This window comes from Sinanaerobacter chloroacetimidivorans (genome assembly GCF_018128545.1).
GTDB classification, from domain to species: domain Bacteria; phylum Bacillota; class Clostridia; order Peptostreptococcales; family Anaerovoracaceae; genus Sinanaerobacter; species Sinanaerobacter chloroacetimidivorans.
Map to the genome: position 1 here is coordinate 390,730 of NZ_JAGSND010000002.1, position 23,303 is coordinate 414,032.

The 23,303-nt window shown below is 40.7% G+C and carries 24 protein-coding genes and 1 tRNA gene; 3 read left to right on the forward strand and 22 right to left on the reverse strand.

Annotated features, from left to right (window positions below; genetic code table 11):
• Window positions 1-213 precede the first annotated feature (213 nt).
• Window positions 214-3,432, reverse strand: coding sequence for a methyl-accepting chemotaxis protein (locus KCX82_RS04960; protein ID WP_227017331.1), 3,219 nt, complete (start codon window positions 3,430-3,432; stop codon window positions 214-216).
• Window positions 3,433-3,882: 450 nt separating this feature from the next.
• On the opposite strand from KCX82_RS04960, the gene KCX82_RS04965 reads away from it, so the two are divergent.
• Complete coding sequence (locus KCX82_RS04965) at window positions 3,883-4,077, forward strand: DUF6774 domain-containing protein (protein ID WP_227017332.1); 195 nt, start codon at window positions 3,883-3,885, stop codon at window positions 4,075-4,077.
• Between the two features lie 310 nt (window positions 4,078-4,387).
• Here KCX82_RS04965 and KCX82_RS04970 read toward each other — a convergent pair whose 3' ends face one another.
• Window positions 4,388-4,621 carry a hypothetical protein gene (locus tag KCX82_RS04970; RefSeq protein ID WP_227017333.1) on the reverse strand — a complete coding sequence of 78 codons (234 nt, stop codon included), beginning with the start codon at window positions 4,619-4,621 and terminating at the stop codon, window positions 4,388-4,390.
• Between the two features lie 766 nt (window positions 4,622-5,387).
• Between KCX82_RS04970 and KCX82_RS04975 the strand changes: the two genes are divergently transcribed.
• A tRNA-Gly gene (locus KCX82_RS04975) sits at window positions 5,388-5,461 on the forward strand.
• A gap of 221 nt (window positions 5,462-5,682) precedes the next feature.
• Here KCX82_RS04975 and KCX82_RS04980 read toward each other — a convergent pair.
• The 4 genes from KCX82_RS04980 to KCX82_RS04995 all read right to left on the reverse strand — a co-directional run bounded on the left by KCX82_RS04980 (window position 5,683) and on the right by KCX82_RS04995 (window position 8,000).
• Window positions 5,683-6,024, reverse strand: coding sequence for a hypothetical protein (locus KCX82_RS04980; RefSeq protein ID WP_227017334.1), 342 nt, complete (start codon window positions 6,022-6,024; stop codon window positions 5,683-5,685).
• 93 nt (window positions 6,025-6,117) lie between these two features.
• Window positions 6,118-6,795 (reverse strand): M23 family metallopeptidase, encoded by a 678-nt coding sequence (locus KCX82_RS04985; RefSeq protein ID WP_227017335.1) that lies wholly within the window; start codon window positions 6,793-6,795, stop codon window positions 6,118-6,120.
• A 127-nt stretch (window positions 6,796-6,922) separates the two neighbouring features.
• Window positions 6,923-7,615, reverse strand: coding sequence for an LrgB family protein (locus tag KCX82_RS04990; RefSeq protein ID WP_227017336.1), 693 nt, complete (start codon window positions 7,613-7,615; stop codon window positions 6,923-6,925).
• Window positions 7,608-8,000 carry a CidA/LrgA family protein gene (locus KCX82_RS04995; protein ID WP_227017337.1) on the reverse strand — a complete coding sequence of 131 codons (393 nt, stop codon included), beginning with the start codon at window positions 7,998-8,000 and terminating at the stop codon, window positions 7,608-7,610. The genes KCX82_RS04990 and KCX82_RS04995 overlap by 8 nt, the downstream gene beginning before the upstream one ends.
• 116 nt (window positions 8,001-8,116) lie before the next feature.
• Here KCX82_RS04995 and KCX82_RS05000 point away from each other — a divergent pair, with 116 nt between their 5' ends.
• The gene (locus KCX82_RS05000; RefSeq protein ID WP_227017338.1) at window positions 8,117-9,376 is read left to right on the forward strand and encodes a pyridoxal phosphate-dependent aminotransferase; all 1,260 of its coding nucleotides are present in this window, start codon (window positions 8,117-8,119) and stop codon (window positions 9,374-9,376) included.
• 133 nt (window positions 9,377-9,509) lie between these two features.
• Here KCX82_RS05000 and trmB read toward each other — a convergent pair whose 3' ends face one another.
• The 16 genes from trmB to KCX82_RS05080 all read right to left on the reverse strand — a co-directional run.
• Entirely contained in the window at window positions 9,510-10,145 is a 636-nt protein-coding gene (gene trmB, locus KCX82_RS05005) for a tRNA (guanosine(46)-N7)-methyltransferase TrmB (protein ID WP_227017339.1), read from the reverse strand.
• A gap of 60 nt (window positions 10,146-10,205) precedes the next feature.
• Complete coding sequence (locus KCX82_RS05010; protein WP_227017340.1) at window positions 10,206-10,664, reverse strand: L,D-transpeptidase family protein; 459 nt, start codon at window positions 10,662-10,664, stop codon at window positions 10,206-10,208.
• A gap of 48 nt (window positions 10,665-10,712) precedes the next feature.
• The gene (locus tag KCX82_RS05015; protein WP_227017341.1) at window positions 10,713-12,056 is read right to left on the reverse strand and encodes a L,D-transpeptidase family protein; all 1,344 of its coding nucleotides are present in this window, start codon (window positions 12,054-12,056) and stop codon (window positions 10,713-10,715) included.
• 85 nt (window positions 12,057-12,141) lie between these two features.
• Window positions 12,142-12,618, reverse strand: coding sequence for a QueT transporter family protein (locus KCX82_RS05020; protein WP_227017342.1), 477 nt, complete (start codon window positions 12,616-12,618; stop codon window positions 12,142-12,144).
• A 60-nt stretch (window positions 12,619-12,678) separates the two neighbouring features.
• Window positions 12,679-13,497, reverse strand: coding sequence for an energy-coupling factor transporter transmembrane component T family protein (locus KCX82_RS05025; protein ID WP_227017343.1), 819 nt, complete (start codon window positions 13,495-13,497; stop codon window positions 12,679-12,681).
• Window positions 13,498-13,502: 5 nt separating this feature from the next.
• On the reverse strand, window positions 13,503-14,369 hold the full coding sequence (locus KCX82_RS05030; RefSeq protein ID WP_227017344.1) for an energy-coupling factor transporter ATPase: 867 nt from the start codon (window positions 14,367-14,369) through the stop codon (window positions 13,503-13,505).
• A complete protein-coding gene (locus tag KCX82_RS05035) occupies window positions 14,354-15,193 on the reverse strand; it encodes an energy-coupling factor transporter ATPase (RefSeq protein ID WP_227017345.1) in 840 nt (279 codons plus the stop codon). The genes KCX82_RS05030 and KCX82_RS05035 overlap by 16 nt, the downstream gene beginning before the upstream one ends.
• Window positions 15,194-15,934 (reverse strand): hypothetical protein, encoded by a 741-nt coding sequence (locus tag KCX82_RS05040; protein ID WP_227017346.1) that lies wholly within the window; start codon window positions 15,932-15,934, stop codon window positions 15,194-15,196.
• Window positions 15,935-16,027: 93 nt separating this feature from the next.
• Window positions 16,028-17,518, reverse strand: a complete 1,491-nt coding sequence (locus KCX82_RS05045) for a sodium:solute symporter family transporter (protein WP_227017347.1) — start codon at window positions 17,516-17,518, stop codon at window positions 16,028-16,030.
• A gap of 168 nt (window positions 17,519-17,686) precedes the next feature.
• Entirely contained in the window at window positions 17,687-19,063 is a 1,377-nt protein-coding gene (locus tag KCX82_RS05050; protein WP_227017348.1) for an APC family permease, read from the reverse strand.
• 40 nt (window positions 19,064-19,103) lie between these two features.
• Window positions 19,104-20,000, reverse strand: coding sequence for a carbon-nitrogen hydrolase family protein (locus KCX82_RS05055; RefSeq protein WP_227017349.1), 897 nt, complete (start codon window positions 19,998-20,000; stop codon window positions 19,104-19,106).
• Between the two features lie 285 nt (window positions 20,001-20,285).
• Window positions 20,286-20,765, reverse strand: a complete 480-nt coding sequence (locus KCX82_RS05060; RefSeq protein ID WP_227017350.1) for a cupin domain-containing protein — start codon at window positions 20,763-20,765, stop codon at window positions 20,286-20,288.
• Between the two features lie 91 nt (window positions 20,766-20,856).
• On the reverse strand, window positions 20,857-22,335 hold the full coding sequence (locus KCX82_RS05065) for a sodium:solute symporter family protein (RefSeq protein ID WP_227017351.1): 1,479 nt from the start codon (window positions 22,333-22,335) through the stop codon (window positions 20,857-20,859).
• Window positions 22,336-22,350: 15 nt separating this feature from the next.
• Window positions 22,351-22,545: a helix-turn-helix domain-containing protein gene (locus tag KCX82_RS05070; protein ID WP_227017352.1), complete on the reverse strand. Its 195-nt coding sequence runs from the start codon at window positions 22,543-22,545 to the stop codon at window positions 22,351-22,353.
• A 247-nt stretch (window positions 22,546-22,792) separates the two neighbouring features.
• Window positions 22,793-23,134, reverse strand: coding sequence for a 50S ribosomal protein L17 (rplQ, locus tag KCX82_RS05075; protein WP_227017353.1), 342 nt, complete (start codon window positions 23,132-23,134; stop codon window positions 22,793-22,795).
• A 29-nt stretch (window positions 23,135-23,163) separates the two neighbouring features.
• Window positions 23,164-23,303: DNA-directed RNA polymerase subunit alpha C-terminal domain-containing protein (locus KCX82_RS05080; protein ID WP_319633333.1), on the reverse strand; the 140-nt coding region annotated here is incomplete at its 5' end.

Here is a 23,303-nt window from a genome sequence, read left to right on the forward strand (position 1 = left end):
ATTCAAATATTAGATCCATATATTATCTATTGTTAATAGGCGATTAACAGGCACAAGATTATTTATCACATCTTATATATTAAATATAAGAATATAAAAAAATCAACCCCTAATGCGCAATATGGCAAATATGTGCATGAAACGTACAATACCTAAAGGGGAAGGGCCTAATTCTCGACCCTTAACCCTTCGATATTTGTTACACCATAGTCATCAATACTTATCAAACTCAGCGTCACTGAGAATAATACGATTGACAGGCTCCGGGTTCTGATTTGATTTTTCCTCTTCTCTTTCAGTCAAATAAAGAGACGCCTCCCCGGTAATTCCTTTTCTATTTGTACTTAGTCTGAATTGAGATACCATATCCTTTAATAGTTCCGCCTGGCCGGAAAGTTCTTCACTTGCGGCTGCACTCTCCTCTGCCGTTGCCGAATTATTTTGCACTACCTGGGATACCTGCTCTATCCCCTTGCTGATTTGGGTTATTCCTGAAGCCTGCTCATTAGATGCCTTCGCAATTCCTTCTACAAGACCGGCTGCCTTTTCTACACCCAATACAATGTCCGACAAGGCCTGTGCTGTCTCATTGGCAATTTTTGTTCCGTCCTGTACTTTATTGATGGATCCTTCAATCAAGTCCGTAGTTTCTTTTGCCGCTGCCGCACTTCTTGCCGCCAGGCTTCTTACCTCTTCTGCTACTACAGCAAATCCTTTACCGTGCTGACCCGCCCTTGCTGCCTCGACTGCCGCATTAAGAGCCAAAATGTTTGTTTGGAAGGCGATATCATCTATTACTTTAATGATCTTTGATATATCGGCGGAAGACTCATTGATGTCTTCCATCGACCCCAGCATTGCCTTCATATGTTCATTTCCTTTTTCTGCATTCTCCCTCGCTGAGGATGCCAGTGTACTTGCCTGACTTGCATTTTCCGCATTTTGTCTGGTTTGTGACGTAATTTCGGCTAATGAAGCAGTTAACTCCTGGATTGCACTTGCTTGCTCGGTAGATCCCTGTGACAATGCCTGGCTGCCATCCGATACTTGTCTTGATCCTGACGCTACTTGGTCTGCCGCTTCACTGATATCCCCCATTACCTGATTTAATGAGTTGATAATACTGTTTAAGGAATTCTTTATCTTTACAAAATCACCAAGATACTCAGCCGTTATGGTTTGATTCAGGTTGCCACGGCCAATTTCCTCCAGCACACTTGAAATTTCACCAATATAAACGCCTAAGATATCAATTGTTCCATTTAACGCATTTTTGATTACCGCATGATCGCCGCGATAGTCGCCATCCATTTTTATATCCAATTTCCCTTTAGCCATTTCCTGAAGTACTGCTGAGGCCTCTTGAACCGGCTCAATAACTGCATCCAGAGTTCTATTAAATCCTTCTATAACTTTACTGTATTCTCCTTTAAACTTGGCGGCATCTCCACGGATGTTCAGTTGCCCTTCTACTGCTGCAGAAGCTAAAAGATCTGCTTCCTCTACCAGCATGTTTATGCTCTCAAGCATTATGATCAGAGAAGGTACTAACTCATCATTATCGCTCTGCTTGCCTTTTGATTTGAGCCCTTCCAAATCGGAAAGGTTTCCAACTGCAACTTTATTGACTAAATCTACGATTTCAGCAAAATTATTTAAAACAATATTTATAGAATGAGATATTTCATGATATATCCCTAAATACTCACCGCTTACATGTTCTGAAAAATCATTGTTTTTAATTTTAGAAAGTATGTAATTCCCTTCAACAAGAGCTCCGAGACCGTCAATACAAGCATTTACGCTGTTTTTCATCTTTTCAAAGTCTCCTTGGGAATCTTCTGTTATTCTTTGCGGGATTTCTCCTTTTCCAATCTGATCCAAGCATTCCGCTACCGTGTATATAGGCTTGACAACCGCATCAAGAGTATGATTGACGCCTTCAATGATTTTGGCAAAATCTCCTCCATGCCTTGTCTGATCAGCCCGTATTTGGAGCTTACCCTCTACGGCTGCAGTTGAAAGCATTACCGCATCTTCAATCAATGCGTTCACCGCATCAATACAGACATTAATACTATTTTTTATCTCATTGAAATCCCCGTTATATTCAGAGGTTATTTTAGCCGGTATATCCCCCTTACTAATCCGGTCCATATATTCAGCAGATACCTTTAACGGCCCAATAACGACGTCTAGGGTTTCGTTTATGCCTTGAATAATATCTCTGTATCCGCCTTCAAACTGATCTGAGTTCCCTCGTGTATCCAACCTTCCGGCAGCTGCCGCTTCCGTCATTCTAGTGGTTTCCGCCACCAGATTTCTTAGGGTATCAACAACCGACATCATACTGATTGCAAGAACATCTTTTTCAGATTTTACCTGGATATCTATGGATAGATCCCCGGCCGCAATTCTCTTTGCAGCCATTGACTCATCTTTAATATTATCTATCATTTTGCCGAATGATTCTGTTAGCATCCCGATTTCATCTTTCGATCCGGCAATCTTTGCTATATCCACCTCAATATCGCCTTCAGCCAGCTTATCCGCAACTTTTGCCAGATTTTTTATAGGATTTGAAATCCTCCCACTTAAATAGAAGATGATAACCGCGCCAATTATTATGGAAGCGATTGTCATGACTATAAGTAAATTCCTCAGGCCGCTTACTTCCTCCAATACTTCTTTTGTTACGACACCCACTGCAACAATCCATGGGCTGCCATCAATCGGTGCAAAAGCAATAATCTGATCATTTCCCTCATATGCGTAATCTCCGCTGCCGACTTCCCTCTTCAATATTTTGCTTGTCATCAAATCTGATAAATCCCTCAACTTGCTGTCTTCTTTTGCTGCTTCTACATAATTGACCTGATTGAGAACCAAGTCTATGTTTCGATCGCCGGCAGCTGTTCCATCGTCATTTACCATATAGGCAAATCCCGTTTTTTTATAACTGACTGAACTTACTAAATCACTTAACATTTGACCGTCTTTTTCTCCATACAAAACACCGATTTGCTGACCATTTTTGTAGACCGGCGCTGCAAAGACGATAACCATTTGATCCTTTCCATCATTTACAATAACATCCGATGCGAGTGATTCTCCGGACATTACTCTCTGAACAAATTCCGGATCTGCTTTCGCTGCAGCTTCTCCGTTATTTCCAAAAACCGTGATATTTCCATCCTTGGCAATAATGCCAAATTGTATATATCCCGTTCTTTCAGCTTCTGTTTTAAAAAATGCAGTTTTTTCTTCGAGAGAGGTTTCCCCGGAAATGATAGGATTTTGGGCAAGCGAATCAATATACCTAAGCTCTATATCCCTCTTGGCTTGTATATATTTAGCCTCCTCTTTTGCGATTTCTATTAAATCATTATGAGCACCTTCAATTAAGTTCCGGCTGACTACATAAATTGACAAGAAACTTAGAATTGTGTTCAATATGAGTATCACAACAGTAAACACGAAAACTAACCTTGTTTTAATTGACTTATTCATTGATTTCATAATTGTATTTTCCTTTCCTTGTATATTGCTCTAAACGTGAAACTAGTTACATATTATATCGGCCCGAATTTCCATAAATTTATAGATTTAGACGAAATTTCGAAAGTATACAAAATACAAAGTTACTTCTTATTACACTGATACAAGAAAAGAACCCCGAACGATATCAAATTCCACTCAGAGACGAAAACACCACCCTCTTTACTGGATACTATTCTCTAAAAGCCTTTGGGGTTGGAAGAATCCTTCTCTCAATACGGGTCAAGATACATCAAGATGGAAGGACGAATCACCTATTCCTAAATTTCACATATCATAAACAACATAAGAACAGACTAAATTTTATCAAATGGAGTGTTTTTAATGAATTCTTGTGAATTAGTCGCATTGATTACTACGGTAGCAATTACGATATCCGATCAAATTCAGGACAATGATGAACTGGCTTTAATAGCAGCATCTTTAACGCAACTTGGTGATACATTAGCTACAATTTCTACGCAACGATCTTTACAAGAAAGCAAAACCACCAACCAAGAAAATAACTCTTCTACATAAAAAATAATTAGCTTAAGTTTTATGTAAACCCGTGTTTGTTTTTTGGCGAACACTTTTCAACAGCCTTAAACCCCTTATTTTTAAATAGCTTGACCTTTTTTCCACATGATTTCAAAAATTGTATACAATTTAATTCACAAATTACTGTGGATAACTTCACGATGTTCAAACGTTCAAATTTCAATCGATTCACAATATTCCATCCAAGAATTTCCGTTCTTTTCCACAGCAATATGTACAATTACGATGAAACCAAGGATTCTGGTTTCCACAACATTAAAAAAGCACAGAAATCCTGTGCTTCTTTTCATTATTCAGTAGTCAATCCCCCGTTACCAGTGCCGTTCCCTGCGCCGGTACCGTTTCCTCCACCGGTTCCATTCCCTGCTCCGGTGCCGTTTCCTCCGCCAGTACCGTTTCCGTCTGTAGTACCGTTGTCTGTTCCATTATCATTGTCGAACCAACCACCACCATCAGTTGCGCAGGCAGCGAACATGAATAAAGCCAAAATTAACATGAAAACAATAATGATTTTTTTATTCAATTTTCTTCAACTCCTTTCTTACTATTATTATTTTCAAAAGTTGAATTTTAATGAATAAAAAAAACTGGGTTTAAATGTATTTAAAACTTTTATTTTAATGATTTTAAAATCATAACCTTTTGTACAAACATCCCAATAAGGAACATAAATTGTATACATCTAAAAAATCATTAATATAGGAATTACTATCAAATGCTTCATACTTAATCAATACATCATAAAATTTGTTCAAAGAATTTTTGTGAGTACAGAAATTCTTTTTCCCTGGATTATCAAATAAAGATAAAGTGGAAGAGACACACAAACTCATGACTTCCCAAATTTCTTGGAGTACTCTAGACTCTTTATCAAAGTAAAAATTAATATAATAAAGATCTTTTTCGTATTTTCTATAAATTTTTATGAGTCTGGTTTTTAGTTTAGATATATAATATTCTCTTTCTTGACTACGCTTAATATTAAAAATCCTACTACAAAAAAGCTTCCTGTAAGCGGCAAATAACACAGATCTATCTCCCTATATCTTGTTGCAAATATAGTTATAATATCGTATCTGTATCTGTTTTAAAATATATATTTCATAAAGAATTCTTAAGATTTATTGATAAAAAAATCTCTGGCTATTGTATTCCGCTCTAACATCATTATGAAATAGGGATTTGAGAAGTTTTTTCTTTTTTAAAATAGATCAATAAAATATAGCCTTATTTTACTTGATTTTTCATATAAATTAAGTTATCATAGACAATGCAGGCCGATAATACTTGCGGGTGTAGTTCAATGGCAGAACACCAGCTTCCCAAGCTGGATACGAGGGTTCGATTCCCTTCACCCGCTCCAATAAAATAAAGACACTCCTTAGTGAGTGTCTTTTATTCTGTATAAAGTAGGGAATCGAACCCGCAAGGGCACGAACGTCGTGAGAAAGACCGATGGACTTTCGAACAGTGAGTGGTTCAAAATGCCTTGAAAGAGGCATTGCAGAACGGCAGATGCGAAGCATCTGTGTAATTCCCTTCACCCGCTCCAATAAAATAAAGACACTCCTTAGTGAGTGTCTTTTATTCTGTATAAAAGTTTCTCATGTAACAAAAATCCGGGGCCCTTCTAGTCATGAGCGGCCCAAGATTGTATGCTCCAGAAATGTAATATCTTAGACAGTATATCGAAAAAACCCCTCTTTGAGAGGGGCTATATTTGTTTAATTCCCTAATAATCATTTCAAAATGTTCTTGACTTACCCTTCCTATGAAGTATCTAAAAAGGTTTTCTAGAGTCATATTGGGGTATAGAAAAAAAATATTACTATTAATCAAAAGGGGAATATGCTTTTCAAGTATTAATGCTGCAGTTACGTTATTATATAATTCTTTAATTGTTATCTGATTGTTTCTAAGGTCCATTTAAACACCCCTCTATCATAATATACTGAAATATAATAAAGGATATAAAAAAAGCCACAGATAAAATCTGTGGCTCACGGAGCCTTAGTCTTATTAATTTATAAATTCGCTTGGGTCTACCGGAGCCCCATCCTTCCATACTTCAAAATGAAGATGTGGGGATTCCAGGCTTTCAAATAAAGCCGTATTGCCTACTCCGCTGATAACTTGTCCTTTCTTTACCACATCTCCCTCACCTACCATCTTAGTAGTGCTGAGGTTGGAATATTTGGTAACAAGTCCTCCGCCATGGCTTACTTCAATTGTAATTCCTAGTTTATCATCGGTAAATACCTTTGTAACAGTGCCATCTGCTACGGATACTACCTGACTGTCTGCAGGAGCTTCAATATCAACACCATTATGGACGATAAATTGATCTAATGTTTTTGAATAAACAGGTACATCATTGGAAAATCCTTTTGTTACGTTGCCTTGTAAGGGTGCTGCAAAAGTTCCGTTACCAATACTCTCCTGTTTATTGGCATCCTGCTTTTCCGTATCCGGTTTTGATGCAGTACTGTCAACAGTAGGCACCGGTTTAACAACATCTTGATCTCCATTTTTATCTTGGTTATCTTGTGCAATGTTAATCTTATCATTATTTTTATTAAGGTCAAGCTGCTCCAAATTTGACCTCATTGTATAAATAGAAGCAATTGCCACCACACAGAAACATAACACAAGTGCTACGGCCACTCTATCATTTGGTCTTTTATTATTCAGTCGCATATAAAAACACCTCCATCAGTATTATTTCCTTATTTTTTGGAATTCATACTTAGGGAGGTTTTAAGAAATAATTATTTTCTATGAATTTTTGTAACAATTTAGCAGCTATATTAATATTTTCTAAGATTTATAAAAATAATACGAATAACGGAGAAAGAATAGCGGTAAGCATACCTGCAATAGCCATTGCAAGGCTGCTCATAGATCCTTCTATTTCGCTTTCCTTAAAGGCTCTGGCGGTTCCTACGGCATGACTCATGCTGCCCAATGCGATTCCCCTTGCCACTTCATGCCTAATTCTGAAAAGATTCAGAAGCTCCGGTCCTAAAACACCACCGAAAACACCAGTGATAACCACCATGGCTACAGTAAAGGAAGGAATCCCTCCGATAATTTGGGAAACCTCAAGAGCAATAGGATTGGTGGCGCTTTTCGGCAGCATGGATATCAAAATAGAGATGTCGGTCCCCATCAGTTTACCCACCAAAAGAATTGAACCCATGGTTACGACAGTGCCCGTTATAATCCCTGCCATAATCGGTAATGCGTACTTTTTTAAAATATGCAGATTTCGGTATAAGGGCAGCGCCAGTACAACCGCAGTAAGAGGCAATATATAATTTAAAATTGCGTTTTGATCATAATAAGCCTCATAAGGAATATTCCCCATCGTTAAAAAGATTATGATAATGATGGCGGAAGTCAGAATCGGCTGTAATAGAGTCCACCCAGTCTTGTGGTAAAGAAATTGGCCAAACCAATAGCACCCTAAAGTCAGCAAAAGTCCTGAAAAAGGATTTGCCAGAAAAAATTCACTCATGCTCTCCACCTCCTGAAGCTCTGCCCTTTCCAAGCATTTTCTTTTCCCCTATACGAATACAGACCTCTGTCACTTTAGCCGCCGTAAAATATCCCAGCAGAATACTGACCATTAACGGCACCACTATGTGAAGAAACTGAGATTTCAGCAGATCCAAATACAGCATTAAGCCAACGGACGGTACCACAAAAAAAACAGCAAGATATTTTATAATAAAATCACTGATCTTTTCTATCTGTTTCGGTTTTACGATTTTAAAGCAAAGGGCAGCAAATAATATCATAAATCCCAACACATTGGAAGGAATTGGTATGTTAAAAGTGGAAGATAATACATAACCTATAAATAGTGCTGCTAGAATAATGAAAAATTCTTTTATAGCCATTTCTGCCTCCTGTTAATTTATTTAGACAAAACATTTTAACATAAATTTCCTTGCTTGTGTTTATTTTTTATATTATAATATTCCTATTATACATAATTAAAGGAGGTGGTAATTTTATGGCAAATTACAAAATGGCCGAATCCAATTCTAGGGTAATCCCCCTTGAGGATAAAATATTCGGAATTAGCCAACGCGCAAAGCAAATGATTCAAGCCGAAGGTGCAAATAAAGTAGTCAACGCAACCATTGGTTCGCTCCTTGACGATGACGGGAAACTAGTGATTCTTTCCTCAGTTGTGGATGTTTTAAAGAACCTGACTCCTGTTGATTATGCAGACTATGCACCCATTGCTGGAACCCCTGATTTTATTCAGACGGTAAAAAAGGCAGCATTCGGCAACTATGTGCCAAAAGCTTATACGGAAGCTGTGGCAACACCAGGCGGGACGGGTGCTATCAGAAATACCATTCAAAATTATTCAAAAAGAGGAGATCAGGTGTTAACCTCCGATTGGTATTGGAGCCCATACAGCACCATAGCACAGGAAATTGAGAGGTCCATAACCACCTATACTCTTTTCGATGAAGAGGGACAGTTCAATATCTCTTCTTTTGACAGCCGAGTACAGGAGCTGTTACAGAAACAGGATGGATTAGTGATCATCATCAACACCCCGGCTCATAATCCTACAGGTTATACGATGACTTTAGAGGATTGGGATAAAATCATTGCATCCGTAAAAAGTGCAGCAAAGAGCGGTAACAAAAAAATTACGCTTCTGGTAGATGTTGCATATCTTGATTTTGCAGGAGACCCGGAAGAATATCGAAAATTTTATCCTAAGCTTGAAAACCTGCCGGATAATATTCTTGTTGTCATTGCCTACAGCATGTCCAAAGGATTTACCATGTACGGCATGAGAAGCGGTGCTATGATTTGCATGACCAACGATAAAGAAATTGCAGATGAATTTAAAGTTGTTTGCTCCTTCTCTTGCAGAGGAACCTGGTCCAACTGCACCAGAGCCTCTATGGCGGTGCTGTCAAACATCTATAAGGATCAGGAGCTTCTTGATAAAGTTGACGCAGAGAGAGAGACTCACTGCAGGATGTTGGTCAAGAGAGGAAAGACTTTCCAGAAGTCAGCCCAGGACGCCGGTTTAAAAATTGTTCCTTTTGATTCCGGTTTCTTCGTAACCGTACCCTGTGAAAATGCGGAAGAAGTGGGGCTGGAGCTTCAAAAAAGCGGTATCTTTACCGTACCTATCGGAAAAGGAATTCGGGTTTCCGTTGCATCCATATCAGAGGAGCGTTGCAAGAAACTTCCTGCAAAGATTCTCGAAGCAATCAAGACAATCAACCCGAATTACAAATAGAACCCGCATGAAATAAAAAAGGCAGCTGGATTTTCAGATGCCTTTTTATGTTCAGATTTATTGTTTTATATTCTTTATTAGATTTTTATGGTATAACCTGTTTATTTAGACTTTTTAAGGAATAAACTGTTTCTTATTGAACTTTACAGTAGTGAATCGGTTTTCCATCCTTGCGGAATTTATCTTCATATTCCGTAGTAACCAATCTTGCTTCCAGATTCGTTCCATGTAAATCCTCAGCACACTCCAGAATCTCCATGCCACCCTGTTGAAATTCTTCCAATGCAAAAGAAAAAAGCTCGTCGTTATCCGTTTTAAACTCTATACAATGCCCGTTCTTTAGAACCTTTTTGTAGCCTTCAAGATATCTGCTATGAGTGAGTCTGCGCTTTGCATGACGATCCTTCGGCCAAGGATCGCTGAAATTCAGATAAATGCCGGAAAGTTCGCCTTCCGCAAAATAGTCTTCAATATTTTTGACGTACTCCTTCAGAAAAACAATGTTCTTTAATTCCTTGCAGGAGGCTTTTTCCAATGCTCTCAGGATAATGCTTCCCCTGCCTTCCACGGCGATATAGTTTTTATCGGGATTCTGTTCGGCAAGGGTTAGTATAAATTTTCCCTTGCCGCACCCAACTTCAATGTAAATGTCGTTGTCATTCCCGAAAAGCTCTCCCCATCTTCCTTTCAAGCGGTCCGGATCCTGTACCAGATACCGGTGATGCCCGGCAAGCTTTTCTTCTTCGTTCTTTACTTTTCTTTGTCTCATTCCTGCTTCTCTTTCTCTTTTGCTTATTTCATGTTACTTTTTCTACTGTAACCAATTGTTTTATTTATAGATATGAACTGGATTTCCCAATTCCGTATGATCCCACAGCCATTTGATATCCTCATCTTCCATGGCAACGCATCCTGCGGTCCAGTCCCTTGAGGTTCCCATACCGTGTATCCCTATTTTTCCGCCTAATGCGGTTTCCCAACAGGGCCTTTTGCCTTGCTCGATGGAAACTTTGATAAAATCATATTCTTCCTGGGAAATAAGACCTTCTCTGAATCCCCGTTCTGCATCGGCAATGTTAGGATAGCTGATGCCTAAAAACAAGGTGAACTTGCTGACAGGGTTTTTGGTGCAGATATAATAACTGCCTTCCGGCGTTCTGCCGTCACCGTTTCTAAGCTTCTCCCCATCCGGTGAAAAGCCCAGTGATATTTTAAAAGTTTGGATCAATTCCCCATCCTGCCAAAACTCAAGACGCCTATCCTTTTTATAGACTCTGATTTCACTCATCTCTCAATCTCCTTATAGCTGTGCTCCGCAAGAAAATAAGATTGACTGCTATTCAATGACGACAACAATCGTATCACCAGATGTATACCAGTCATAGATGAATTTTGCATGAGACGTATAATTTCTAACACATTTATGAGATAAAGGCACCGTACCCATGGTTTTAGAATATTCAATTTTACCCGGATCGATTCGCTGCCCGTCGGCACTATATTTGAAATTTACCGGCACGCCATGAACGTAGGCTCCCCCTGCAAATCTTACCGTATAAGGTGCATAACCCTGAATATGAGTGGTTCCGTCCTCATAATAATAGAATCTCTCTCTCTTTTCCATAGCATAAAAATATCCAAGGGGTGTAGGCTGATGGTATTTCCCAGTAGCTCCTGTGGTAGCCAGCGTATAGGAGATGACTTTCCACTCCTCACCCATTTTTTCAAAGACAGCTTCATTCTGATTTTTTCTGTCGATGACAATTGCCTTGTTAATTCCAAAGATGGTGGTTGAAGGAGCTACAAATTTGCTGGGAACAAAGTAAACCATTCCGTTTTTCACCAGGGATACCCTCGTATATTCGCTGCCCCATTCCAGTATTCTCACCAGAGTTCCGTCGCCGATGTAGATAAACTCATCCTTATTGAAAAGATCAGGATATCCTGGCGCGCTTTGACTTCTTCTATTTCCGAATTTATCCACGTCACCCCCCTTATAAGCGGGAGCTGTAGCCACTAAATTCTTATAATTTTTAATATAGCTCAGTGGGCCGGCCTGAGACTCCTTTTCTGCATACAGAATAGCTTCATGCATTTTATCAAACTGAAACACTCTTTTGGAGACCACGTCGGCATTCACAAATCCAAACCGGAATTTGTCTTTTTCCTGCCAGTTCACGTGATACCAAATGTCGTTACGTTTTACGGTTTCAATATAATTCAGTTTTTCATTTTTATAGGCTTCTCTGATGACAGGTTCCTCTGCGGAAGGTCCTTGCCTGATATTTATGGCAGCATTTTCGATGACAAAATACGTATAAGTCAACAGATAATTTTTATACTTTAAATCAAAGGCTACCTTAGGCTCCGTAATTTCACAGGTAACATCCGACAAACTCTTATCCTCCTTGACGGCTCCTTCCGAAGTGGCAGGAGCGCTGTCAATTGCCTTGGGCTGCAGAGAGTCTGCCTTCCCATTGGCAGTTCCAACAGAGTCTGAGTCTGCCTTCCCATCGATAGCTTCAACAGAGTCTGCTTTCCCATCGGCAGCTTCAACAGAGTCTGCCTTCCTATCGGCAGCTTGAATAGAGCCGCTGACCTCAGGGCCTATGATTAGCAGCATGAACAGTATGGAAAGAAGAATTAAAACAATCAGTTTTAAATGAAAATTCTCTTGCATAGCTCCCCCTTTTTTCTCTTGTACCCCTTATCCGATCCTCAAGAGTTTTTATAATTGCTATACATTATATGTAAGGAGAGCTGCTTTATTGCAGCTCAAAAATATTTTTGTACTTATTCAGATAGCGAAGAAGCGGATAGCCCAAGCCGTAACAGGCTATAAGTTCCCCTGCCCCTACCCATAGAATGCAGGACCATAACGGAAAAGGAACAGCATATACCAGTTTTAGCATTGCTCCGATAATAATTCCGTTGGCGATTACCGGCGGCAACGGCACCAGCAGAGGTTTCCTCCTGAGCAGATAGGATCCTACTGCAGCAACCAGAGTAGCCCCGGTGCCAAAAATCATATCCGTAATTCCATAGGGTCCTACCATATTTGAGATAAAACAGCCGATTACCAGACCAGGGATTGCTGCCGGAGTAAAATAAGGCAGAATCGTCAGAGCTTCCGAGATTCGAACCTGCATTACCCCATAACTAAAGGGGATCAATGCTATCGTTAAAGCTGCGTAGATTGCGGCGATGATTGCAGCCTGCATTAAAAATTTTGTGTTTTTCATTCTTTTTCCTTTCTTCTAGTCTCCGTTCATTATCTGATAGTATTCGGTTATTATCTAATATTATCCGGTTATTAACTGAAACAAGCCCTGGGCTTGTGCAATTACAAGAAAAAGATATAGAACCATCAAAGCGATGGCAGCACCATCCCCTTTACCCAGCTTCATGGCATTCATCCTCGTGCGGTGACTGCCTCCCCGGTAACAGCGTGCTTCCATAGCCATGGCCAAATCCTGGGCAATACGGAAAGCACTGATAAACAGCGGCACCAGCAGAGGGATCAGGCTTTTGGCGCGATTCATCAGATTTCCGCTTTCAAAGTCAGCTCCGCGCGCCATCTGGGCTTTCATAATTTTATCTGTTTCTTCCAGAAGCGTAGGAATGAAACGGAGTGCAATGGTCATCATCATAGCAAGTTCATGAGCCGGCAGCCCGAACCTTTGGCAGGGGCTCAGCAGCTTTTCAATCCCATCGGTGAGATTGATGGGTTTCGTAGTAAGGGTCAGCAGGGAAGATCCGATAATCAAAAGGATCAGTCTGACTCCCATAAAAACAGCATTATACAGTCCCTCTCTGGTAATGGTAAGAAAGCCTATAGAAACCAGGGGGGTACCCCTGGTCATAAACATGTTAATGGTGAAGGTGAAGAGAATAATCAGAAAAATCGGCTTTAACCCTCTTATGATAAACTTGAGAGGAACCTTGGAGATGCCTATCACCAGCCCTAAAGCCCCGACTACCGCGAGATATCCCCAGAAATCCTTAATTAAGAACAGGGATATGATAAAGACAAAGGTCCATATAATTTTTATTCTTGCATCCAGTCTGTGAATCCGGGAACTGCCCGGATAATACTGTCCAAGTGTAATATCACGAATCATGCTTTTTAACTTCCAATCAATTTATTCTTTATGACACGACAGATTTCCTCTTCCGCATCCTCAATGGTCAAAATATCAGTGCGCACATCCAGGCCCTGCTTCTTTAGAGCGTACATCATCGCTGCAGCAGGAGGCAGTCCGAGTCCGTAAGAGGTGAGAATCTCCGCCTGAGAAAAGACCTCCATCGGAGATCCCTCCAACACAAGCTTGCCCTTGCACATAACCAGGATTTTATCTGCCAGCCTTGCAATATCCCCCATATTGTGAGATACCAGGATAATGCTGTTTTCTTCAGCTTTATGAATTTTTTGTATCATAGTCAGAATATCACCATGTGCTTTCGGATCCAAGCCTGCCGTAGGCTCATCCAGGATTAAAACCTTCGGCTTCATGGCAATCACTCCCGCAATGGCGACACGCCTTTTCTGTCCTCCTGAAAGATCGAAAGGTGATCTCTGGGCGACTTCTTCATAATCCAGGCCTACCAATTGAATGGCCTCCCTCACTCTGGCATCTGCTTCTTCCTGTGGAAGACCCAGATTCAGAGGTCCAAAGGCCACATCCTTGTGTACGGTTTCTTCGAAAAGCTGATATTCCGGATATTGAAAAACCAGTCCGATATTCCGTCGGATATCTCTCATGGAAACCTGTTTCCCGGTGATATCCAGCTTATCGATGATAATAGAACCGGACTTCGGTTTCAGCAATCCGTTCAGATGCTGGATCAGTGTGGATTTCCCGGAGCCCGTATGCCCGATAATCCCTACAAATTCCCCCTGTTCAACGGTAAAGCTGATATCGGAAAGGGCTACCGACTCGTAGGGCATTCCTTCACTATAAATATGAGTAAGATTTTTTACTTGTATTTGCATATATAATCTACCATTTCCTGTGTATTTATGATCTCGGCGGGAATGGAAAATCCCCGTTTTCTTAGCCGCTGGGCCAGTTCTACCGCAAAGGGCACATCCAGATCCATCGCTTTGATATCCTCTGCATGTCCAAAAACCTGAGCCGGGGTGCCATCCAATGCCACCCTGCCTTTTTCCATAATAATGACCCTGTCAGCCTTTGCTGCTTCCTCCATAAAGTGAGTGATCAGGATAATGGTGATTCCCTCTTCATGAAGTTTTTCAATAATGTCCATGACCTCTTCTCTTCCGTGAGGATCCAGCATGGCTGTCGGTTCATCCAGAATGATACATTCCGGTCTCATGGCAACCACACCCGCAATGGCGATTCTCTGCTTTTGCCCTCCAGAAAGCAGATGCGGGGCTTTTTTCCGTTCCTCATACATATTAACGGCATAAAGCGAATCATCTACCCTTCTGCGGATTTCACCGGGCTCTATGCCTAAGTTTTCAGGTCCGAAAGCCACGTCGTCTTCCACAATGGAGGAAACCAGCTGATTGTCGGGATTTTGAAATACCATACCGGCCGCCTGACGGATTTCCCAGAGCTTTGATTCATCCGCTGTATTCAACCCTTTCACGTAAACGGCTCCTCCGCTGGGAAGCAATAAGGCATTCATATTTTTGGCCAGAGTTGATTTTCCGGATCCGTTTTTTCCGATAATTGCGGTAAAGCTCCCTTTTTCCACTTCGAAACTAACATTATTAACGGCTGTAATCAACTCGTGATTTTCATCTCTTTTATATTCAAAAACCAGATTTTCTATCCGGATGATATTTTCCATTTACTGATAAACTCTCTTTCCTGCCTCCGACACCAGCCAGTCGCAAGTGTCAAAGAATAATTTGCTGGACACCTTATCATTATAATTCATAGTGTATCCAATGCTATCCAAATATGTAAAGTATTCCGTCAATACCCAGGCGGTGGTGCTTCCCTGATTTTTGTTGATGAAGGCAGCATAGGCTGCTTTTGCCTCTTCAGAAAATGCATGGGTTTTGTAATCGAAAATAGGGGTTCCATTCGTGCCCATTACCAAGGCATTGAGATAATTTCCGTACATCCAGGTGGCATCTTCTTTAATCAGATGCTCTTCCTGATACTGCCCGATGAAGGTTTCCATGTCGTAAGCCCTCTGGGCCAACTCTTCCCAGGAAATTTTCAGTATCGAATCTTCCGCCATCGGAGAGGATTGTTCAGAAGCCTTCATACGATAGAGATCCGTTAAAGACGGATATACTTCCTTTTCAAACCGATCGGCCCACTGGCTGTAATCGACTCCGGAAATGTCATAACTTAGAACATAGTCTTCAAAGCTGACCACCATATGGCTTCCATATTCCAGATCCAATTTAGAGAGATATTTGTCTAAATAAGCGGAAGCCTTCTCTATGGTTTCTTCAGTCGCCGGTTCCTCAAGCATGGCTAAAAATTCTTTCTGTATCTTTGCCTGATCCGGACCGCAACCTGTAAAGGTACCAACCATGATTACCAATAACAGAATTACCATCCCTATCTTTCTCATATCAATCCTCCCGGGTAAAAACACCCTATTTAATATTGCATATTATTATAACCTATATAACCCCCCAGTTCAACCGAAATACCGATTGTTTATTTAAGGTCTCCAAAACCTCATCCTGGTAAAATTATATTCATTCTTGATCAAGAAACTGCAAAGGAATAAGAAAATCATAGGAATAAAAAACGAAGCCATGGTTCCCCAGAACCAAGCCCAGTTATGATCCTCAATGAAGAACACCCAAACATAAAATCCGGTGCAGAGCCCAAGAAAAATTGATAAGACAGGCAGATTTTTGAACTCTTTTTTTGATATGATAGCCGCAAAGAGCGCCCCGCACGGAGCAGCAAAAAATACGCCGCAAAACATATCTATAGTCAAAAGAGAAATATCTTCCAATGAAATTGCAATCAAGCCGCAAAAAGTGCCTACCAGAATCACGATAACCTTGCCAAATTTAATTTTGTCCTTTTCTGCCGCTTCCGGTTTGATTTTATTCTTATAAAAATCAATGGTAAAAATAGCCTGTATCCCGATCAGATAGTGCAGTATGGTCGTAATGCCAATGCAGATGATGAAAAAGGAAAACCAAAGTGCCATGGGTTCCCCAAGAAATTGAGTAATCAATTTCGTAGGAATATCAGCGCTGATATTGAGTGAATCGGAGAAATCGATCTCCTTTGCAATAGAAAGAAAGCCCAAGGTTACCGCACTGACTATGCCCACAGGGCACCAGAGTATAATGCCGCCAAGTAAAAAGGCTTTTTTAGCTTCTCTCTGATTTTTCGCCAGGGAGGCCTTGATATAGTAGGCCGGATCAAAGAGGATCTGCCCAAAGGCAATGACAACAGCCATTACCGAATACCGAAGTCCCGTCAGAGATGCCAGGTTCAGAACATCCGGGTTATAATTTGCATTTAACGGGTTGTTTTGCGCATTCAAAAGGCCTTCCTTCATTTCCGTAAAGCTGAAATTTTGAAAGGCTGTCATGACAAATATGACGAAACCGACAGTAATGAAAAAAAAGCTGATAAATTCATTGTATAAAACCCCTCTCATACCGGTCAAAACCACATAGACTATGGCGATGAATACGGACAGAAAGGCGACTTTCTTATAAGAGGTATCAAAAAAACCGTTCAGCACAAAGCTGATACCCGCTGCCTGTTCTATGGCAACATAGACTGTGGTAAGGATCGCGAAAATATAGTAAAGATCCTTGACAGTTTTTGAATAACGTTCTCCCACAAATTCAAGAAAGCTGGTGCTTTCCGGCATCATCCTCTGCATGGTCAGTATGATCATGATAAATACCAAAAAGGAAACCGAGGCTCCAACCGAATATCCGACGGCTCCCGTCAAACCATAAAGCACCGTTGCCTCTGCGGACCCAATAATGGTGGTTACCCATATCCAGGCAGAAAAAACACTGGTGGTAAGCAGCCAGGCGGGAATTTCTTTTCCGGCTAAAATATAAGTCAGTATGGTTTCCTTTTCATGCCGGTATCGATTCTTGATACCCAAAACCAGGATGAGCAATATAGCGCTATAAGCCAAAATCAAAAAATATCCAAAAGAATTACTCATAAATACCTCGAAAATATCGTTTCACTTATTATACCACAAAAAAGAATAAAAAGCAGAAGGCTGGCCCATTTGCTTCGTGGGCGGCAGCCTTCCGTCGTTGTTATTTCGGGTATTTGTTTTTTATTTGGTCTTACTCGGCTTCAACCGACCGAAAGCCTGTTTCTTCCTTTAGTCCAGCTTCATTTCTACAGGGAGCTCTTTAAACATTTTCGTAGTATAGGCCAAATAAATTAATCCTATGGCCATCCACCCAAAACCAAGTGCCATAGAGGTTAGGTCAAGGTTTAACCAGATAACAAAGGTAAAGGCTGCGCCGCAAAGTGGCGCAATCAGGTAGCGGACAACATCCAGTCCGCCCCTTTTCTTCCCTTTAATAAAATAGTGTGCAACCACGGAAAGGTTCACCATCGTAAATCCGAGAAGCGCACCGAAATTTAAAAGAGATGCTGCTGTGGACAGGGAGACAAACAGAGCGGAAAGGCTGATCAATCCCATTATTAAAATACTGTATGTCGGGGTCTGATATTTGATATGCAAATATCCGAATACCGACTTCGGCAGAATCTTGTCACGTCCCATTCCATAGAGAACTCTGGAGGCAGATGCAACAGAAGAAATGGAAGAAGCAAGACAGCCCACTGCATAAGCGGCAGTGAAAATATAGGCCATAATGGAACCGGCAACTTTATTGATTAATTCATAAGATCCACCATCTACATCAATCATTTCAAACCAGGCAGCAGGCCAAGCAAGCTGAAGGACATAAGTGATAACAGTAAACATGATTCCTGCACCGATACAAGCGATCAGGATGGCTCGCCCGATATTTTTTTCCGGGTTAATAGCTTCCTCACTCAAGGTTGAAATTGCATCAAATCCCAGGAATGACAGCGCAAGAATCGATGCGCCGCTTAACAGAATCGGCAGACCCATCCCTTCTTTGCTTAATTCTTCCAGATTCAGGAAGGAAGGTCCGTCCAACAGAGTTCCCAATCCACCTCCTCCGAGAATAAATTTCATTACAATAATCATAAGAGCGACTAAAAAGATAATCTGAATCCAAACGATGGTTCTGTTAAAAATATCCGTGATCTGAATCCCAAAATGATTTACGATGGTTACCACTATGATAAATCCTACAATCCAAACCCAGGCGGGAATCTGAGGGATTGCAGCAGCAAGAAAGATCGCAGAGACCAGATAATTCAACATGGGTAAAAACATATATCCGATGAGGATTACCCATCCGGACAAGAATCCGATATAAGGATTGATGGATTTATGTACATAGGTATAAACGGAGCCTGCTACCGGATACGCCTTTGTCATTCTTACGTAACTGAAAGCGGTAAAGCTCATGCACAGTGTGGTAATCACATAGGTAATGGCCACCATTCCGTGTGTCATGTTGGTTACGATGCCGTAGGTAGTAAAAATGGTAAGGGGTACCATAAAGGCAAGTCCATAAAATACAAGAGAAGATAGGGGCAATACGCGTTTCAGTTCCTTAGCACTTTCATGCTGATGTTCTTTTTGCTGTTCCATGTTTCTTTCTCCTTTATTCTTTCATTGATTCTTTCATCGATTACAGAAATTTTTTATATAGTTCCGGACGGTAATCCGGTGTCCCGGTATATTTGCTTTTTACGAACAAGGGCCGGGTTGCCAGGGAAAGGTCTATGGTGCTCAAGTAGATTCCTTCCTGAACATTATCCTTATCACCGGCGTAATAAGTCACATCGGTTTCAAAAAAGGGATTGATTTTCGGCCCGATAACAGCACTTCCGCCGCCAAAATAATTGGTATCGTCAAATCCCGTAAGATTTGCGCTGGCAATAAAAATCGTATTGCATAATACGCCGTATTCCAGGGTAGGGGCATAATAATTGATGAATGCCTGCCTGCTGCATTCTTTCGGGATCTCCTCGATTACAGCCGTAGGATTCAGATATAGTCTGGATCCTTTGGAAACATAATATCTCATCAGTTCGGGGAATTGGTAGGTATCAAAGCAGATGCCAACGGAAATAGGGCCCCATTCAGTGTCGATCATAAAGGGGTTTTCTCCCTTTTCGCACCAAATACTCTCGGTTTCAAAAGGATGCATTTTTTGATAAGCCCCTTTAAAGCCATCCGGCCCTACTGCATAGGCAGAATTGTAAAGGATGTCGCTGCCTTCTTTCTTTTCCGCTGCACCAAAGACAATATAAATGCCGTATTCTTTGGCGATTTCGGAAAGTGCCGTACAGGAAGGACCCTGTAAGGTTTCTGTTGCCGCGATCTTCTCCTCCATTTTGATTTCTTCATTGATGAAGTAGTCATAGCCCATCAGGCACATTTCGGGAAATAAAACCAGATCCGCTCCTCTTTTGGCAGCAGCAACGGAAAAGCCCTTCATTCTGGCAAGATTCTGTTCTTTGTCGCCGGTAGCTGCCTTAAAATTCACAACCGCAACAGTAATGATGTCTTTTTTTCCTTCCATAATAACCTCCCTTTCGTGGTATCAATTTGGCAATGGTAACCAACGCATATTATAGTAAACTATTGTGCCAATTTATTCATTATTGTACATTATTATAAATTATAAGTCAATATAATAAAAATATTATGAAAATTCATAATCGGCTTTTTTCTTTCATCATCGTTGGTTTTTGGGTTTTTGAGCAAAATCATGAAAAAAATAGCCTTGCTAATGCAAAGGCTATTTTACGGATGTTTGTATCCTGACAATATGAAATGAGCTGAGTGCCCATATGGTTTCGTAATTTTAATAATGATCGTTTTCGGAAGCTTCCGCATCTTCTCTGGTCTCCTGAATCGTACCATGAGGATGTTGAGGCGGGGCGTAAATGGAATACAATTTCAGCGGCTTATTTCCTGTATTGATTAGATTATGCCATGTACCTGCCGGTATAATAAATGCGAAATTATCATAAACCTTCTCCTGAAAATCCAGTCGATCTTTTTGGTTCCCCATTTTCACCAGACCTTGGCCATCCTCGATACGTATGAACTGATCCAGATTCGGATGAATCTCTAAACCGATTTCTTCGCCAGGATTGATGCACATTAAAGTGAGCTGCAGATGGTCTCCTGTCCACAATGCAGTTCGGAAGTTTTCGTTTTGTTTCGTGACTTCTTCTATATTGATTACAAGGGGCGCAGGCCCATAATCCGTTAGGGCATATAAGTAATTGTTTTTATATTCTATCTCCTTGCGAGGGTTTGGACTATTAACGTTTTGCATTGATTTCATTCCTTTCATGATTTGATAAAATTATCATATTCTTCATGTCAGGAATTTGTGTACAGGGAAACGTTATTTAATAAATTTCATCTCAGTTTTTCTTTGGTAAATTAATTTTATTTTCCATAAATTTTTCTGACCAATAAAAAGTTTGATTCACAGTACTGGCCGGTGGTTTCCCCGTAAGAAAAGAGACGGCCAAGGTAATCATCAAATTGATGGCCATTCCAAGCAGTATACCGTTTACATCATCAGGGGCAAGTTCCATAGCGATGAAAACACAGTAAAGCATGCCGGCGCCCATGCCGGAAAGGCAGCCAATACTGTTGGCCCTTTTGGAGAACCATGCCAGGAGATAGGCCGGGAGCACAATAACAGCGGCCATGCCGATACCGGAAAGCCATATATGGATAATATCCGATATGTTGATGGCAAAAGCGAAACCCATTGCACCGGTAATGATGACAAAGGTCCGGGTCCAGAAAATCAGCTCTTTATCGTCGGCATCCTTATTGATGAATCTCTTGATAATATCGTTTGAAAACAAAATTCCGGAAGCCAGCATAAAGGAATCCGCGGAGGACATGATTGCAGCAATCAGGCCGATTAAGATAAAGATTGCCATTTTAATGTCAATACGTTCAAAAATAAACTGATAAATCATAAATTGCGAATCCGCCTGCCCCAGGGACAGAACCCTCTGGAAGACCCCTAAATAAGCCGGCAGCAGCAGTGTTATCAGTGCAATGATCAACGGAATCAGAAAACCCCAGTATGCTGTTTTATCTGTTTTAGAGGAGTAGATTCTTTCCCAGTCCGCCTGGTCACTCATAAAAAAGAAAATACCGAAGGCCAGAATATATTTCACTACTTGAGTACTGTTGGCTTGAAAGCTTAGAATATTGAGAAACGACTCGCTGTTGGTCGTCTGATAGAACCTGATGATTTCATCCATGCCTCCGCTGAGTTTAATGGTCAGTACAATGAGCAGGATGATGCCTGTAGTCTGGAGAATTCCCTGAAATACATCCGTTAAAACGACACCCCAAAGACCGCTTAATACTGTATAAGCCGTAATGGTGATAAAGATCAGCAGAACAGAGAGATTGCTGTTGATACCGAAAATATAGGTGATCATATAGCCCAATGCACCGAACTGCATCCCGGTCATGGTAACATTTCTGATTAAAATGCCGATAATGGCTGGAATTCGGATCAATTCGCCGTAGTCAGGATAACGCAAAGCTAAAAAACCTGCAATACTGGACTGCCGAAGCAATCTAATTCTGGGCAGAAAAAGAATGACAAATAAGAATTGTACAACAAAAGAAATGGCAATCATCCAGTATTGTCCTACACCGCCCTGATAGGTTTTCCCGGCCAATCCAACAATGGTACCGCCGCCGATCCAGGTTGCCATGTAGGTCAGTATGATAAATCCGATGGTGAGTGATCTCCCGCAATAGCTGTATTCCTCATATGAATTAAGTGCTTTTTTGATACAAAAAGCACTTAAGGAAAACAACACAAGAATATAAAGGATCACTCCGTATAATGACAATACATTCATAGGTAACGCCCTAATTTATTTATTTTCTTTCGAAGGCTCACGGCTATTGGTGAGTACCCAATTTATCACTTCGTCCTGATTAAATCGAATATTTTTCCCCAGCTTGATAAAGGGCAGGCCTTTCTTTTTCAAATTATAGATTGTCGTCCTGGTGACCTGAAGCATCTCGGCAACATCGTCAATCGTCAGGAACTTCACATCAGAAGCCATTTTCTTCTCCCCCTTTGAGAAATCTGCTGTGTAAACCTTGATAATACCAAAGAAACACAGGTTAACTGTTTCATTTGAAAGATATTGTAATATCTATTATTATATATTATTGTCTAAGATGAAACAAGTATGAACTCTAAAATCAAAAAAAGACAAGGGATCCGCAAGCGAATCCCTCTATTCTTATTATTCATTTAAATTTTAGACAGCAACCCGGATTTTAACTTAAATCCAGATACCTGCATGCTTATACCAGTTCTAAGAATACCACTTCTGCGTTGTCACCCTGTCTTGGTCCCAACTTCAGAATTCTGGTATATCCACCATTTCTATCAGCATATTTAGGAGCTATTTCATCAAACAGCTTCTTTACTACATCTTCATCATAAACGTACGCAAGCACTTGTCTTTTTGCGTGCAGATCGCCACGTTTTGCCAATGTAATCATTTTTTCAGCTTCTCTTTTTGCTTCCTTTGCTCTATGATCAGTGGTTGTGATTCTTCCTTCTCTGAAAAGGTCGGTCACAATATTTCGAAGCATAGCTTTTCTGTGAGCAGTAGGTCTGCCTAATTTTCTGTAACCTGGCATTTATATTCCTCCTTTGCTAAGATTCAGGCCTAGTCGTCGCTCGGCTTCAGTCCGAGGCCTAACTCTTCAAGTTTGTGTTTTACTTCATCAAGAGATTTCTTACCAAGGTTTCTCACCTTCATCATATCATCTTCTGTTCTATGAGTAAGTTCCTCTACTGTGTTGATTG